The sequence below is a fragment of the Micromonospora sp. ZG13 genome, assembly GCF_059359355.1.
The window spans coordinates 1-17,173 of record NZ_JCADBQ010000018.1 but is presented as its reverse complement, the minus strand read 5'-3'; the positions used below and the strand labels follow the sequence as shown (position 1 = coordinate 17,173).

3 protein-coding genes are annotated in these 17,173 nt (G+C 75.5%); all 3 read right to left on the bottom strand.

Annotation, left to right across the window (positions count from 1 at the left end; translation table 11 throughout):
• Positions 1-10 precede the first annotated feature (10 nt).
• From AC5L34_RS25905 to AC5L34_RS25895, 3 genes are read right to left on the bottom strand one after another with little or no spacing between them, the layout of a single operon-like run.
• The gene (locus AC5L34_RS25905; RefSeq protein ID WP_441177715.1) at positions 11-1,495 is read right to left on the bottom strand and encodes an MFS transporter; all 1,485 of its coding nucleotides are present in this window, start codon (positions 1,493-1,495) and stop codon (positions 11-13) included.
• Positions 1,492-2,466 carry an ornithine carbamoyltransferase gene (locus tag AC5L34_RS25900; protein ID WP_441177714.1) on the bottom strand — a complete coding sequence of 325 codons (975 nt, stop codon included), beginning with the start codon at positions 2,464-2,466 and terminating at the stop codon, positions 1,492-1,494. The genes AC5L34_RS25905 and AC5L34_RS25900 overlap by 4 nt, the downstream gene beginning before the upstream one ends.
• Positions 2,466-17,156 carry an amino acid adenylation domain-containing protein gene (locus tag AC5L34_RS25895; RefSeq protein ID WP_494827420.1) on the bottom strand — a complete coding sequence of 4,897 codons (14,691 nt, stop codon included), beginning with the start codon at positions 17,154-17,156 and terminating at the stop codon, positions 2,466-2,468. Before AC5L34_RS25895 ends, AC5L34_RS25900 begins: the two co-directional genes overlap by 1 nt.
• Positions 17,157-17,173: the final 17 nt, after the last annotated feature.

Genomic DNA, 17,173 nt, shown 5'->3' with positions numbered 1-17,173 from the left:
TGCCGCTCCGCTATATTCCGTCCATATCGCCACCGTCCCGGGCCGCGCGGCCCGCCCGACCGGCGCCCCGTCCCACCACCGGCCGCGACCCGGGTGACCCGGCGTCCGCCGGCTCCGGCCCGACCCGCTCGGCCTCGACCTCCACCCGCTGCGACCCGGCCCGCTCGGCGGCCTCCGAGCGCTCCCCCTCGGCAGCCTCGGCCCGCTCCCGCTCGGCCTCCGCGCGCTCCCGCTCGGCGGCCTCGGCCCGTTCCGCCTCGGCCCGGGCCCGACCGCCGAAGCCGAGCACCGCGAGCACCGCGATCACCCCCATCGCCCCACCCACGATCAGCATGGCCGTGGTGATGTCCGTCGAGTCGAGCAGGAAGCCCGCGAACAGCGCCCCGAGGGAGTTGGCCCCCGAGCTGAGCAGCATGACGATCGAGCCGGCCCGCCCGCGCAGGTGGTCGGGCGCGGACTGGAGGACGTACAGCATCCCGGCCACGTTGCTGATCCCGGCGCCATAGTGGATCAGCGCGAAGATCGCGCCGAGGACGACCAGGTCCGGGGCCAGCCCGATGAGCGGCATCAGCACCGCCCAGGCGATGTTGACCCCCATGATGATCCGCCGGATCCCCCAGCGGCTCAGGTAGAAGTTGCTGGTCATCGCGCCGGCCATGCCGAGCACGCTGTTCACCACCAGCAGCATGCCGACCGTGGGTGGCGAGCCGCCCCGGGCCTTGACGATCACCACGAGCCCCAGCCCGAGTACCTGGAACAGGATGTTGCTGGCCGCGAAGAGGCCGAGGGCGCGGCGCAGGTAGAGCTGACCCCAGACGAAGGCGAAGCCCTCGCGCATCCGGGCCAGCAGCCCGCCGGGCTCCTCCGCGCGTGCCTTCGGCGCCTGGAGGTCCCGCCGGACGAACAGCAGGGTGACCATGGAGACCAGGTGCATCAGCACGGCGAAGCCGAACGGCGCCCAGCGGGTCAGCGCGTACAGCAGGGTGCCGGCCGGCTGGCCGAGGATGCTGGCCGCGTTGGCCCGTGACTCGTTGGCCGCCGTGGCGGCGCCGTAGCGCTCGGCCGGGACCACGTTGAACACCGCGGCGCGCTCGGCCAGGGCGTAGCAGATGCCCAGGCTGGCCTCCACGAACGCGACCGCCATCAGGTGCGGCAGCCACACCGCGTCGCGGGCGACCGCGACCGCGACGCTGCCGATCGCGACGATCCGCCCGGCGTTGCAGAGCACCATGGTGCGGCGGCGGTCCCAGCGGTCGACCAACGCGCCGGCCGGCAGCTGGGTGACCAGGTTGGGCAGCAGCGCGGCGAAGGTGACCAGGCTGGCGGCGGTGGCCGAGCCGGTGGACCAGAAGACCAGCAGGGTGTAGCTGATCGACGTGGCCCGGGAGCCCAGCGCCGAGACCCCGGAGCCGACCCAGAGCAGCAGGAAGTCGCGGTTGCCGGTCAGGCGGCCCGGCTGCCGGGACGTGGCCGCCGGGTGCCCGACCGCGCTCACGACGGATGCCCGACGGGGGTGGCCCGACACCAGTCGAGCACGGCCATCGCGCTGTAGAGCTTGTTCTCCGCCTGCTGGAAGGCGATGCTGGCCGGTCCGTCGAGGACCTCGGCGGTCACCTCCTCCCCCCGGTGCGCCGGGAGGTCGTGCATGAAGACCGCGTGCGGGCTGCGCCGCCACAGCTCCCGGTCCACCCGGAACGGGGCGAAGTGCGTCCGCCAGTCGGGGTCGGGCTTGCTGGTGCCGGTGGTCTGCCAGCGGGTGGTGTAGATGGCGTCCAGGTCGCCCGGCAGGTCGTCCATGTGGTGCCGTTCGACGAGGTGGGCGCCGCACCGCTGCGCCTGCTCCCGGGCGAGCGCCGCGATCGGGGCCGGCAGCCCGTACCCCGCCGGGGTGCGCAGTTCCAGCTCGACGCCGGGGAAGCGGGTCAGCGCCAGGGCCAGGGCCGTCGCGGTGTTGTTCGCCTCGCCCAGGTAGAGCAGCCGCAGGTGCTCGATGCGGCCGAAGCGCCGCAGCAGGGTGGTCAGGTCGGCCAGCGCCTGCGTGGGGTGCTCCTCGGCGCTCATCGCGTTGACCACCGCCATCCGGTGCTGCCGCGACCAGTCGCGCATCTCCTGCGGGTCGGCGGCGGTCCGCGCCACCAGCACGTCGAGCATGCCCGACAGCACCCGCCCGGTGTCCGCGCTGGACTCCCCCGTGTTGACCTGGAGGTCGTCCGGCCCGTACTGGATGGTCTTCGCCCCGAGCCGCAGCGCGGCGACGGTGAACGCGGTCCGCGTCCGGGTCGACGTCTTCACGAAGTACGTGCCGACCACCCGGTCGGCCAGCGAGTCGGCGGACTCGCCGGCGGCGAACCTCGCCCCCCGCGCGACGATCGAGTAGAGGTCGTCGTCGGTCAGGTCGCGGACCGACACCAGGTGCCGCACCGGCGCATCGGTGACCGTCGCGGGGACGCTCGTCACGGTCGTCATCACATCTCCTCCGTCAGTGCGGTGTCGGACGCCAGCAGCGACACGACCTCGTGCCCCTGGTCGCCGTTGGTCAGCAGCACCAGCCCGGAGCCGTCGGGCACCCGGCCGGCGGTGAGCGCGTGGTAGCCGGCGACGCGGCCCCGGTGGGTGAACTCCACCCGCGCTCCGGCGGGCCCCTCGACGCGGTCCACCATGCAGCCGAGCCCGAAGATCCCGCCCGGTCCGGCGGTCAGCTGCGCCACGGCCAGCTCCTGGCTCAGCAGGGCCGGGCCACCCCGGTACGCGACGTGGATCTCGCGTACGAGCTGGGCCAGGTCGGTCGCGGTGCTCCACAGACCGGCGGCCGCCAGGTCCGTACGCACCTGCCAGCCGCCCGGCAGCGGCTCGCCCCGCTCGTCGTGCCCCACGGCCACCGGCCGGCCCGACGTCTCGGGGAAGCTCTGGTCGAAGCTGCTGCCGGTCATCCCCGCCGGCCCGAACACCAGCTCGGCCATCAGGTCGGCGAAGGGCGTCGCGGTGACGTCCTCCATGAGCTGCTGCACCACCACGAAGTGGCTGTTGCGTTCCACCGCGACCTCATCGGGCGCGTCGAGCGCCCGGACCGGGCCGGTGGGCACGCCCCGGCCGCGCAGCACGTCCGACAGGGTCGGTACGGGGCCGCCGCGCGGATGCCCGGTGCTGCCCGTCGGGGTGAGCCCGGCGACGTGGCAGAGCAGCTGCCGCAGGCTCACCGGTCGGTCGGCGGGCAGCTGCCAGCCCTTCAGGTAGGCGTTGACGTCGGTGTCGAGGTGGAGCTGTCCCCGCCCGACCAGGACCAGCGCGCCGACCGCGGTGACGAGCTTGCTCACCGAGCCGACCTGGAACACGGTCGCCGGGGTCACCGGAACGTCGCCGCCGGCCGTGCGGTGCCCGAGGGCGCGGACCTCCACCAGTTCGCCGTCGGCGAGCAGGGCCAGCGACGCGCCGGGCACCCGGTGGGCGGCGAGCAGCGGCTCGACGGGCGGCAGCGCCGCGGCGGCCCGCGCCGCGCCGGAGCGTGAGGTCGGCTCGGCCGTCGCCGGCGCGCCCGGGGCGAGCGAGGCGGCCAGCTCGGCCAGGGTCCGGTCGGCCATCGCCGCCCGCAGCGTCAGCGCGACGCCCGCCTGCCGGGCCGCCGTGACCACCGGCACCACCAGCAGCGAGTGCCCGCCGAGGGCGAAGAACCGGTCGTGCCGGCCCACCCGGTCGATCTCCAGGACCCGGGCCCAGATGTCGGCGATCAGCTCCTCCAGCCCAGGGTGGGGCGGGGTGTGCCCGGCCGCCGAGGCCGGGCCCACCGGGGGCAGCGCCCGGCGGTCGACCTTGCCGTTGGCGTTGAGCGGGATGGCCGGCACCGGGACGAAGACGCTCGGGACCAGCTGGCTGGGCAACCACCGGGCGCAGTGCGCGGCCAGGTCCGGCGCGTCGCCGACGTGGTAGGCCACCAGCCGGGGCCCGCCGGCGCCCGTCGGGTCGACGGTCACCACCGCGTCCCGTACGCCCGGATGCGCGGCCAGCACCGCCTGGACCTCGCCGGGCTCCACGCGGTGGCCGCGGATCTTGACCTGGTCGTCGACCCGGCCGAGCAGGTCGAGCTGCCCGTCGGGCAGCCAGCGGCCGAGGTCGCCGGTGCGGTACAGCCGCCCGCCGTGCGCGTCGAACGGGTCGGGCACGAACCGGTCGGCGGTCAGCTCCGGCCGGCCGGCGTAGCCGCGGGCGAGACCGGGGCCGCCGAGGTGGACGTGGCCGATGACGCCCACCGGCACCGGTTGCAGGTCGGCGTCGAGGACGTACGTGCGCATCCCGCCCAGCGGCCGGCCGATCGGGGCCACGTCGCCCGCCAGCGGCCCGGTGACCGGGTACCGGCTGACCGCCACGGTCGCCTCCGTCGGCCCGTACTCGTTGAGCAGCACGGTGTCCGGCGCGAGGGCGTGCCAGCGGTCGCAGACCTGCCGGGTCAGCGCCTCGCCGCCCAGCACCAGCAGCGGGGTCAGGGCCGCCGCCTGCGCCGCGTCGAGCTGGCGGGTCAGCAGGTCGAGATGGCCGGGGGTCAGCTTGACGAAGCTGAACGGGCCGGCCTCGGCCAGTCGCGGGCCCAGCTCGTCGAGGCCGGCGTCGGGCGGCAGCAGCCACAGCCGCTGCCCGGTGGCCAGCGGCGCCCAGATGCTGGTCACCACCATGTCGTACGCGACCGACGAGAAGAGCGCGGCGCCGCCGGTGCGGTCGGCGACCAGCTCCCCCGCCACCCAGCCGAGGTAGTTGGCGAGGCTGCGGTGGCTGATCTGCACCCCGTTCGGCCGGCCGGTGGAGCCGGAGGTGAAGATGACGTACGCGAGGTGATCCGGGTCGGGCGGGCCGGCCGGCGCCTCGGCGGGCAGCGCGGCGATCCGCTCGGCGTCGCGGTCGAGCAGCACCAGCTCCACGCCGGTGAACCGGTCGGCGTGCCCGGTCGAGGTCACCACCACCGTCGCCCCGGCGTCGGCGAGCATCGCGGCGACCCGCTCGGCCGGGTGCGCCGGGTCGATCGGCAGGTACGCGCCGCCGGCCCGCCACACCCCGAGCAGGGCGGCGACGAGGTCGACCCCCCGCTCCAGCAGCACCCCGACGACCCGCTCCGGGCCGACCCCCGTCCCCCGCAGGTGGTGGCCGATGCGGTTGGCCGCCGCGTCCAGCTCCGCGTACGTCGTGGCGTCGACGGCCGCCGCGTCGGGCGTCGCCGCGGCCCACGCCGCCACCCGCTGCGGCACCAGCTCCGTGCCGCCCGGGGCGGCCGAGGCGCTCCAGCCCACCAGCACGTCGTGCCGTTCCCCGGCGGGCAGGTACGCCTGCCGGGGGTCGCCGTCGGGGTCGGCCACCATGGCCTCCAGCACCAGCCGGTACATGCCGGCCAGCCGCGCCGCGTCCGCCCGGCCCATGGCGTGGCTGTCGGTGCTCAGCTCGATCCGGCCGGCGCCCGCCGCGACGGCGAGCGCGAACTCCGAGGTGCTCGCGCCGATGCGCGCCACGGGCGCGGTGCGCCCGCCGTCGACCTCGGTGAAGTCGAGGTAGCTGAAGTAGACGTCGGTGAGGCGCGCGCCGGTGCCGGGGGTACGGATGGCCGGCGCCGGGTAGCGCCGGTGCGGCCACAGGTCGGCCTCGCGGGCGTGCACCCGCTGCACGAGGTCCCGCCAGCTCGCCGCCCGCCGGTCGTGCGGGAACGGCAGGGTGTTCAGCGACATGGCGTAGACCCGCTCGCTGCCCACCACGTCGGGGCGGGTGTTGCAGACCAGTCCGCTGTAGAAGGTCGGCTCGTCGGTGAGCTGGCTGAGCACCTTCAGGTGCGCGGCGTGCAGCACCGCCTTGAGCGACACCCTGGCCGCCGAGGCCAGGGCCCGCAGCCGCGGCTCCAGGTCCGCGTAGGACACCACCTCGGTGTACGGCTCCCGCCCGGCCGGCGCGGTCGGCGCCCACGCGGCGGGGAGCCGGAACCTCGGGTGCCGCTCGATGACGTCCTGCCAGTACCGCCGGTCGGTCTCCGAGGCCAGGGCGCGCAGCTCGCCGGCGACGAAGTCGGCGAACCGCACCCCGGGCGGGGCGTGGTCGGTGTCGGGGCCGGCGCCCGCGCGCCGCGCGCGGTAGCGGTCCAGGATCTCCATCACCAGGGCGTGCAGGCTCCAGCCCTCGATGATCACGTGGCAGATGGTGAGCACCAGCCGCCAGCTCCGGTCGGTCTCCAGGCACACGGTGAACCGCAGCAGCGGCGCCCGCTCGACGTCGAACAGCTCCTGGTACTCCTCGCCGACGAGCCGGCGCACCCGGGCCACCCGGTCCGCCTCGGCCAGCCCGCGCAGGTCCCGCGTGCCGATCGGGACGTCCACCGTGCGGTGCACGAGCTGCATGGGCACCGAGTAGCCGGTCGTGTCCACCGAGGTACGCAGCACGTCGTGGCGGGCCACCACCTCGTCGACGGCGGCCCGCAGCGTCGCCAGGTCGAACGGCTCGTCGTCGGGGACGAGGAACGAGGCGACGTTGTGGTAGTGGTTCTGGCCGTTGTCGGCCAGCATCTCCAGCAGCATCCCCAGCTGCACCCGCGACAGCGGGTACGCGTCGTCCAGCCCGGCCGGCAGCAGCGGCAGGTCGGCGGGGGCGACCAGCTCGAAGGGCTCGACGGGGCGTTCGGTCGGCGCCGGCGCGTCCCGGCTCGCCAGCACCTCGCAGAGCGCCCGTACGGTCGGGTGCCGGAAGATGTCCGCGACCGTCACGTCCAGCCCGGCGGCGCGCATCGTGCCGGCCAGCACCAGCGCCGTGATGGAGTGCCCGCCGAGGTCGAAGAAGCCGTCGGCGACGCCGACCGCCGGCAGGCCCAGCACCTCGGCCCAGACGGCGGCCACCCGCTCCTCCAGCGGCCCCGCCGGGGCCACGAAGTCCCGGCCCGGCAGCGCCACGCCGGTGGGCGCGGGCAGCGCCCGCCGGTCCAGCTTGCCGCTGTTGTTGCGCGGCAGCTGGTCGAGCAGCACGAACGCCGACGGGACCATGTACTCCGGCAGGGCGCGCGCCAGCGCGGCACGCAGCGAGGCGACCTCCGGCGCGGGCCCGTCGCCGGCCACCAGGTACGCGGTCAGCCGGGGGTCGGCCGGATCGTCGGCGCGGAGCACGACGACCGCCTCCGCGACGCCGGGCAGCGCGGTCAGCGCCGCCTCGATCTCGCCCGGCTCGATCCGGTAGCCCCGCAGCTTCACCTGGTCGTCGAGGCGGCCGAGGAACTCCACGCTGCCGTCGGGCAGCCGGGTGGCCAGGTCGCCGGTGCGGTACATCCGGCTGCCGGGCGGGCCGTACGGGTCGGGCAGGAAGCGCCGGGCGGTCAGCTCGGGCTGGTTGAGGTAGCCGCGGGCCACCCCGTGCCCGGCCAGGTACACCTCGCCGGGCACCCCGATGGGAGCCGGGTGGCCGTACTGGTCGAGCACGTACATCCGCACGCCGGACAGCGGCCGGCCGATCCGGCTGCCCACCCCGGGCGCGAGATCGGCGCGGGTGATCCGGTGGTAGGTGGAGTAGACGGTGGTCTCGGTGATCCCGTACATGTTGACCAGGGCGGTGCGGGCCAGGCCGAGGCGGGCGGCCCACGGCGCGAGGTCGGCGAAGTCGAGCTTCTCCCCCGCGACGACCACCGCGCGCAGCGACAGGTCCCGGATCCCCGGGGCGTCCTCGGCGGCCAGCCGGACCAGCCCGCGCAGCGCCGTCGGGGTCTGCGCCAGCATGGTGACGCGCTGGCTCACCAGCAGGTCCAGCAGGTCCTGCGGCACCCGGGCCACCTCGCGGGGCACCAGCACCAGTCGGCTGCCGTGCAGCAGCGCCCCCCACAGCTCCCAGACGGAGACGTCGAAGGCGTACGAGTGGAACAGCGCCCACACGTCGGTCTCGTCCACCGCGTAGTGCTCCTGCGCGGCGTCGAGCAGGCGCAGCACGTTGGCGTCGCTCACGCAGACGCCCTTGGGTCGGCCGGTGGAGCCGGAGGTGTAGATGACGTAGAGCAGGTCGTCCGGGTCGCGGGCGACGCCCGGATCGGTCTCCGGCTGCCCGGCCAGGTCGCCGGCGTCCAGCAGCACCCGTCGCCCGTCGAAGCCGGCGAGCAGCTCCGCCTGCGCGGAGGTGGTCACCACGGTCCGCACCCCGGCGTCGGCCAGCATGTGGCCGATCCGCTCGGCGGGCTGGGCGGGGTCCAGCGGCAGGTACGCGGCCCCCGCCTTCAGCACGCCGAGCAGCGCGGGCACCAGGTCGGCGTCCCGGTCGAGGCAGACCCCGACGACGGTCTCCCGGCCGGCCCCGGCCGCGCGCAGGTGGTGCGCCAGCCGGTTCGCGGCGGCGTCGACCTGGGCGTACGTCAGCTCGACGGCGCCGGCCACCACCGCCACGGCCTGCGGGTCGCGGGCCAACTGGGCCTGGAACAGCTCGACCACGGTGCCGGTGACCGCTTCCTCCGCGCCCGGTTCGGTGACGCCGAGCAGGCGGTCCCGCTCGCCCCCGGGCACGCAGACGGCCTGGCAGTCGCCGTCGGGGTCGGCGACCATCGCCTCCAGCACCGCCCGGTACATGCCGGCGATCCGGTCCAGGTTGGCCTGGCTGACCAGGCAAGCCCGGGCGGAGAGCGCGTAGCGGCCCCGCTGCGCGAAGCAGGACAGGTCGAACTCGGTGGCGCCCTCGCCGGCGCTGCCGGTGACCACCGGCCCGGTCCCGTCGCCGCCGTGCGTCGCGCGGCTGAAGTCCTGGTAGTTGAACAGGACGTGCAGCAGGCGGTGGCCGGCCTCGCGTTGCATCTCGGCCAGCGGGAAGCGCCGGTGCGGCCAGAGCGCGACCTCCGTGTCGAACACGGCGGTGACGAGGTCCCGCCAGGTGCGGGCGGAACGGTCGTACGCGAACGGCACCGTGTTGAGGTACATGCCCTGCACCTCGTCGGCGCCGAGCACCTCGGGCCGGGCGTCGCAGACGAGGCCGGCGTGGAAGCCCGGCTCGCCGGTGAGCTGGGCGAGCACCTTCAGGTGCGCGGCGTGCAGCACCGCCTTCACCGACACGTCGGTGTCGCGGGCCAGGGCCCGCAGCGCCTCGTCCAGGTCGGTGAAGTCCACCGTGGCGTCGACCGTGGCGTCGGGCGCGTCCGGCTCGCCCCAGCCGGCGGGCAGGGTGAACGGGGCGCGCCCGTCCCACACCGACCGCCAGTGCTCCCGGTGGGCGCTCGACTCCAGCGCGGCGAGCTCGGCGGCGATGAAGTCGGCGTAGCGCACCGCCGGCGACGGCACCGGGCGCGGGGTGCGGCCGTCGACCAGCTCGGCGTACGCGTCGAGCACCTCGGCGACCAGTCGCGCGCTGCTCCAGCCCTCGGTGACGACGTGGCTGATGGTGAACGTGAACCACCAGCTCTCGTCGCTGTCCAGGTGCGCCGTGACGCGCAGCAGCGGCGCGGTGGAGACGTCGAACGGGCGGGCCCGCTCGGCGGCGATGAACTCCGCGAAGAGCGCGGCGTGCCGCTGCGCCGGCACGCCCCGGCCGTCCTCGACGCGCACGTCGGGCTCGGCGTGGGCGTGCACGAGCTGCATCGGCGTCGAGTAGCCGACCAAATCGAACGACGTACGCAGGATCTCGTGCCGGGCCACCACCGCCCGCACCGCGCCGCGTAGCGCCTCGGCGTCGAACGGCCGCCCGTCGCGGACCTGGTGGGCCAGCACGCTGTGGTAGACCGCGCGGTCGCCGCTGACGGCCGACTCCACCAGCATGCCGAGCTGGGTGCGCGACGCCGGGTAGGCGTCGACCAGCCCGCCGGGCAGCCGGGCCCGGTCGGCGGCGCCGATCAGCGCGTACGGCGCGACCGGGCGGAACTCGTCGGTGTCGGCGTCGCCCAGCGCGGCGGCCAGCCGGCGGACGGTGCGGTGCGCGAAGACGTCCCGCACGCTGGTGCGGTGCCCGGCGGCGCGCAGCGTGCCGACCAGGGTCACCGCGAGCATCGAGTCGCCGCCGAGGTCGAAGAAGCTGTCGGTGACGCCGACGCGGGCGACGCCGAGCACCCGCGCCCAGATCCCGGCGATCTCCTCCTCCACGTCGCCGGTCGGCGCCTGGTAGGCCCCGGTGGCGTACGCGCCGGTGTCGGGGGCGGGGAGCTGCCGCCGGTCGACCTTGCCGTTCGGGTCCTTCGGGATCGCGTCGAGGGTGACGTACGCGGCCGGCACCATCGCCTCGGGCAGTGCGGCGAGCAGCCGCTCCCGCAGCCGGACCGGTTCAGGTGCGTCGCCGGGGGTCGGCAGCACGTACCCGACGAGGGTGCGCCGGCCGTCGTGCTCGCGGACGGCGGCGACCGCGTCGGCCACGCCGGGGCAGGCCCGCAGGGCCGTCTCGATCTCGCCCAGTTCGATGCGTACGCCGTGCAGCTTGACCTGCGAGTCGAGCCGGCCGAGGAAGTCGACGGTGCCGTCGGGCCGCCACGCCGCCGCGTCCCCGGTGCGGTAGAGCCGCGACCCGGGCGGGCCGTACGGGTCCGGCACGAACCTCTCGGCGGTCAGCCCCGGCCGACCCAGGTAGCCCCGGGCCAGCCCCGCCCCGCCGACGCACAGCTCGCCGGGCACGCCCAGCGGCACGAGGTCCAGCCGCTGGTCGAGGACGTACAGCCGCAGGTTGGGGTGGGGCGTGCCGAGCGGCACCCGGGACAGCCCGGCCAGGGCGTCGACGGTGCACGCCCAGCTGCTCACGTCGACGGTGGCCTCGGCGGGCCCGTACGTGTTGTGCAGCTCGCAGCCGGGCAGCGCGGCCAGGAACGCCCGCGCCACGTCGACGGCGATCTCCTCACCGCCGACGGCCACCGAGCGCAGCGACCGGCACCCGGCCAGCCCCTCGGCGAGCAGCGCCGGCAGCATCGACGGTACGAAATGGACGGTGCTGACGCCCTCGCGGGTCATCAGCTCGCACAGGTACGCGGGGTCGCGGTGCCCGCCGGGGCGGGCCACCACGATGCGGGCGCCCGCCGACAGGGCCGCGTAGACCTCGGCCGGCGAGACGTCGAAGCCGATCTCGGTCTTCTGGAGCACGACGGCGTCGGCGTCCAGCCGGTAGACCCGCGCGCCGACGTGGTCGGTGCGGTTGACCAGGGCCCGGTGCGACAGCAGGGAGCCCTTGGGCCGGCCGGTGGAGCCGGAGGTGTAGATGACGACGCTGCCGTTGTCGGGGTCGGTGAGCGGCTCCGGGTCGGTCGGCGGCCGGTCGGCCCAGGCGTCCGGGTCGTCCAGCAGCACCACGGTGGCGTCGACCGGCGGCAGTTGCGCCCGCAGCTCGGCGGTGGTGAGCAGCACCGGGGCCGCCGCGTCGGTGAGCATGAACGCCAACCGCTCCGCCGGGTACGACGGATCCAACGGCAGGTACACCCCACCCGCCTTGTGCACCGCCAGCATCCCCACGACCTGCTCCACCGACCGGTGCGCACACACCCCGACCAGCACCTCCGGCCCCACCCCCAACTCGCGCAGGTGATGCGCCAACCGGTTCGCCCGGCCGTTGAGCTGCCCGTACGAGAACGACACGCCCTCGGCCGTGATCGCCACGGCGTCCGGCCGCCGCGCGGCCTGCGCCTCGAACGCCGCCGGCACGTACCCGCCGACCTCGACCGTGCGGCCCGGGGTGAACCGGGCGAGCTCCGCCCGCTCCCCCGCCGGCAGGCGGGGCGCCGTCGCGTCCCCGTCCGGGTCGGCCGCCATGGCCGTCAGCACCTCGCGGAACATCGCCCCGATCCCCACCAGGGCGGCCGGGTCGGCGCTCCGGCTGTCGCTGACCAGGCGGATGGTCCCGCCGCCCGCCCCGACCGACAGGCCGAACTCGGTGGCCCCGGGCCCACCGACCTCGACGAGGTCGGTGGCGGCGCCGTCGGGCGTCCCGGCCGTGCCGCCGCCGTCGTGCCGGGTCTCCACGTAGCCGAAGACGACGTCGATCGGGCGGGACCCGGCGTCGGCCAGCCGCGCCACGGCCGGCAGCGGGTAGCGCCGGTGCGGCCACAGCTCCACCTCGCGGTCGAAGACCGACCGCACCAGCTCCCGCCAGGTGCCCGCGCTCCGGGCGTGCGGGAACGGCAGCACGTTGATGTACATGCCGTGCACCCGCTCCGCGCCCCGCACCTCGGGGCGCGCGTCGCACACCAGGCCGGTGTAGAACGCGGGCTCGGTGGTGAGCTGGCTCATCACCTTCAGGTGCGCGGCGTGCAGCACCGCCTTGACCGAGGTGCCGGTGTCGCTGGCGAGGCGGCGCAGGGCGGCGTCCAGGTCGTGCACGTCCACGGTGTACCGGCAGACCGTCGCGCCGGACCGGTCGCCGAAGGAGTCGGGCAGCGTCAGCTTCGGCCGGCCGGTCACCACCGCCCGCCAGTGCGCGGCGGTCTCCGGCGAGCGCAGCGCCGCCAGCTCGCCGGCGACGTGGTCGGCGTACCGGACGGCGGGCGGCTCGTCCTGCTTCGGCGCCTCGCCGTGGCTGCGCCGGGCGTACTCGCCGAGCAGCTCGGCGAGCAGGGCGTTGAGGTCCCAGCCGCCGGTGACCAGGTGGCTCACCGCGATGGTCAGCCACCAGGCCCCGGCGCCGTCGGCGTGCGCGGCGACCCGCAGCAGCGGGGCGTCCGAGTCCAGGTCGAAGGGGGTACGCCGCTCGGCGGCCAGGTGCTCGGAGTGACCCGCGGCCGGGTGCACGGCGACCGGCACGGCGACGCTCGCGCGCACCAGCTGCATCGGCACCGAGTAGCCGGTCAGGTCGACCGAGGTGCGCAGCGTCTCGTGCTGGGCGACCAGCGCGTCGACCGTCGCCCGCAGCGCGTCGGCGTCGAACGGGCGCCCGTCGTCGACCCGGATCGACTGCACGACGTGGTACAGCGACCTCTCCGGGTCCTTCTGGATCTCCACGGCCATGCCGACCTGCGCCTGCGTCGCCGGGTACGCGTCGACCAGTCCGGCCGGCAGGGCGGCCCGGTCGGCGACGTCGATCAGCGCGTACGGCTCGACGGGGCGAAAGGCCCCCTCCTTGGCGGTGTCGGCCTCGGCGAGGGCGGTGACCAGGCGGCGGATCGTGCGGTGCGCGAAGATGTCCCGCACGGTGACGTCGTGGCCGGCGGCGCGCAGCGACCCGACCAGGGTCACGGCCGTCATCGAGTCGCCGCCCAGGTCGAAGAAGCTCTCGGTGACGCTGACCCGGTCGAGGTCGAGCACCCACGACCAGACACCGGCCATCGCCGACTCCACCGGGCCGTTGGGCCGCTCGTAGCGTCCCCGGGCGTAGGACTTCGCGTCCGGCGCCGGCAGTTGCCGCCGGTCGACCTTGCCGTGCGGGTCCACGGGCACGGCGTCGACGGTGACGTAGGCGGCCGGGACCATGGCCTCCGGCAGCTCGGTGAGCAGCCGCTCCCGCAGCTCGCCGGGGGTGGGCGCGGAGCCGTCGTCGGTGACGAGGTAGCCGACCAGGGTGCGCCGACCGTCCTGCTCGCGGACGGCGGCGACCGCGTCGGTCACCCCGGGGCAGGCCCGCAGAGCCGTCTCGATCTCGCCCAGTTCGATGCGTACGCCGTGCAGCTTGACCTGCGAGTCGAGCCGGCCGAGGAAGTCGACGGTGCCGTCGGGCCGCCACGCCGCCGCGTCCCCGGTGCGGTAGAGCCGCGACCCGGGCGGGCCGTACGGGTCCGGCACGAAGCGCTGCGCGGTGGCGCCCGGCGCCCCGAGGTAGCCCCGGGCCAGCCCGAGTCCGCCGATGCACAGCTCGCCGCGCACCCCGACCGGCACGGGTTGCAGGTGCTCGTCGAGCACCCGGACGGTGAGGTTGGTGAACGGGGTGCCGAGCGGCACCCGGGACAGCCCGCGCAGGGCGTCGGTGGTGCAGAGCCAGCTCGTGACGTCGACGGTGGTCTCGGCCGGCCCGTACGTGTTGTATAGCTCGCAGCCGGGCAGCGCGGCCAGGAACGCCCGCGCCACGTCGACGGCGATCTCCTCGCCGCCGACGGCCACCGACCGCAGCGACCGGCAGCCGCCGATCCCCTCGGCGAGCAGCGCCGACAGCATGCTCGGCACCAGTTCGACGGCGGTGACCCCCTCGCGGACGATGAGGTCCCGCAGGTACGCGGGGTCGCGGTGCCCGCCGGGGCGGGCCACCACGATCCGGGCACCCGCCGCCAGTGCCGCGTAGACCTCGGCCGGGGAGACGTCGAAGCCGATCTCGGTCTTCTGGAGCAGCACCGCCCGCTCGTCGAGGCGGTTGATCCGCCGGCCGGCGTGCGCCGAGCGGTTGACCAGGGCCCGGTGCGGCACGAGGACGCCCTTGGGCTGGCCGGTCGAGCCGGAGGTGTAGATGACGTAGCAGCCGCTGTCGGCGTGGGTGAGCGGCCCGGGGTCGGTGGCCGGCTGGCCCGCCCAGGCGTCCGGGCCGTCCAGCAGCACGGTGACCGCCTCGGCCGCCGGGAGCTGGCCACGCAGCTCGGCGGTGGTGAGCAGCACCGGGGCCGCCGCGTCGGTGAGCATGAACGCCAACCGCTCCGCCGGGTACGACGGATCCAACGGCAGGTACACCCCACCCGCCTTGTGCACCGCCAGCATCCCCACGACCTGCTCCACCGACCGGTGCGCACACACCCCGACCAGCACCTCCGGCCCCACCCCCAGCTCGCGCAGGTGGTGCGCCAGCCGGTTCGCCCGGCCGTTCAGGTCGCGGTAGCTCACGCGGGCGCCGTCGCAGGTGAGGGCCACGGCGTCCGGCCGCCGCGCCGCCTGCGCCTCGAACGCCGCCGGGGCGTACCCGCCGACCTCGGCGGTGTCGCCGGCCGACCAGCGCTCGATCTCGTCGCGCTCCGTCGTCGGCAGCCGGACGGCGATCGCGTCGCCGTCGGGGTCGGCCACCATGGCCGTCAGCACCTCACGGAACATCGCCCCCACCCGGGCCAGCGCGGCGGGGCCGAAGGCGTGACTGTCGCCGACCAGGTCGAGGAAGCCGCCGGCGGCGGTCACCTGGAGGGCGAACTCGGTGCCGCCCTCCCCGGCGATGGCCTCGAAGTCGACGGACTCGTCGGCGACCGCCCCGGCGCGGCGGAACTCGGTGTAGTCGAAGACGACGTCGATCGGGCGGGACCCGGCGCCGGCCATCCGCTGCACCGCCGGCAGCGGGTAGCGCCGGTGCGGCCACAGCTCCACCTCGCGGTCGAAGACCGACCGCACCAGCTCCCGCCACGTGCCCGCGCCCCGGGCGTACGCGAACGGCAGCACGTTGATGTACATCCCGTGCACCCGCTCCGCGCCCCGCACCTCCGGGCGGGCGTCGCACACCAGGCCGGTGTAGAACCGCCCCTGGTCGGTGAGCTGGCTCATCACCTTCAGGTGCGCGGCGTGCAGCACCGACTTGGGCGACACGTCGAGGGTCGACGCGAGCGCGCGCAGCTTCGGCTCCAGGTCCTGGTAGCTGACCCGGGTGCGCAGGCTCTCCCGCGGCCCGTCGGTGCGGCCCCAGCCGTCCGGCATGGTGAAGCCGGCGTACGCGTCGACGACGCCCCGCCAGTACGCCTCGTCCTCGCCGCCCCTGAGCGCGGCCAGTTCGGCGGCGACGAAGTCGGCGTAGCGGACGGCGGTGGGCTCCGGCGACTCGGGCACCATGCCGGCGCTGCGCCGCTCGTAGCAGCCGATCAGCTCGACCAGGAGGGTGTTCAGGTCCCAGCCGCCGGTGACGAGGTGGCTGACGGCGACGGTGAGCCACCAGCCCCGCTCGTCGGTGCGGTGCGCGGCGACGCGCAGCAGCGGCGCCGGCTGGTCCAGCTCGAAGGGCCGGGCCCGCTCCGCGTCCACGTACGCCCGCAGCCGCGCCTCGACGTCGTCGCCGGTCAGCTCCGTCACCCGTACCTCGACGGGCGCCTCGGCGTGCACGAGCTGCATCGGCACCGAGAAGCCGGTGAGGTCGAACGAGGTGCGCAGCGTCTCGTGGCGGCCGACCACGTCCCGTACGGCGGCCCGCAGCGCGTCGACCGAGAACGGCCGGCCACTGTGCACCCGGAAGCAGCGGACGATGTGGTACAGCGACTTGCCGGGGTCCTTCTGGATCTCCACGGCCATGCCGACCTGCGCCTGCACGGCCGGGTAGGCGTCCACGAGGCCGGCGGGCAGGGCGGCCCGGTCGGCGTCGGTCAGCAGGGCGAAGGGCGCGACGGCCTGGAAGGCCGGCGCCGCCGGGGCGGCGTCCTTGGCGCCGAGGTGCCCGGCGAGGGCGGCGACCGTGCGGTGCACGAAGACGTCCCGGACGGCCACCCCGAAGCCGGCCGCCCGCAGCGCGCCGACCAGGGCGACCGCGCGCAGCGAGTCGCCGCCGAGGTCGAAGAAGCTGTCCTGGGTGCTGACCTGCTCCAGGTTGAGCACCCGGCCCCAGATGCCGGCCAACTGCGCCTCCAGCTCGGTGGCGGGGGCGACGTGGGCGCGTTCGACCGGCACGGCGGCCTCCCAGAGGGCGGCCCGGTCGACCTTGCCGTTGGCGTTGAGCGGGATCGCCTCCACGGCCACGAACTCGGCCGGGATCATGTACTCCGGCAGGTGCTCCGCGCACCGCTGCCGGACCCGGTCCAGCAGGCCCGGCGTCGCCGACGCGGCCGGGCGGTAGAACGCCACCAGCCGGGCGTCGCCCTCGGCGGCCGAGCCGGAGACCAGGGCGACCGCGTCGGCCACCCCGTCGGTGCCCTCGACGACCGCCTCGATCTCGCCGAGTTCGATGCGGTAGCCGCGGATCTTCACCTGGTGGTCGACGCGCCCGACGAACTCCACCGCCCCGTCGGGCAGCCGCCGCACCAGATCCCCGGTGCGGTACATCCGCGATCCCGCCGCGGCGAACGGGTCGGGCAGGAACCGCTCCGCGGTCAGTGCCGGCTGCCCCGCGTAGCCACGGGCCACGCCCACACCGCCCACGTACAACTCGCCGACCACACCCACCGGGGACAACTGCAGATCCCGGTTCAACACGTACATCGTCATGCCCGGCAGCGCCCGACCGATCGGCACCACCGGACCCGCCTGCTCACCCTCGACCGGGAAGACGCAGGTACCCACACTCGCCTCGGTCGGCCCGTACTCGTTCACCAGACCACCCGGGCCCAGAAGCGTCAGCCACCGGTTCGCCAACGCCGCCGGCAACGCCTCACCAGCGACCACCACCACCGCCGCCAACGACGCCAACGCCTCAT

Excerpts from the sequence above, each read along its gene's own strand:
- AC5L34_RS25900 (WP_441177714.1), bottom strand. The coding sequence starts at position 2,466 with ATGACGACCGTGACGAGCGTCCCCGCGACGGTCACCGATGCGCCGGTG.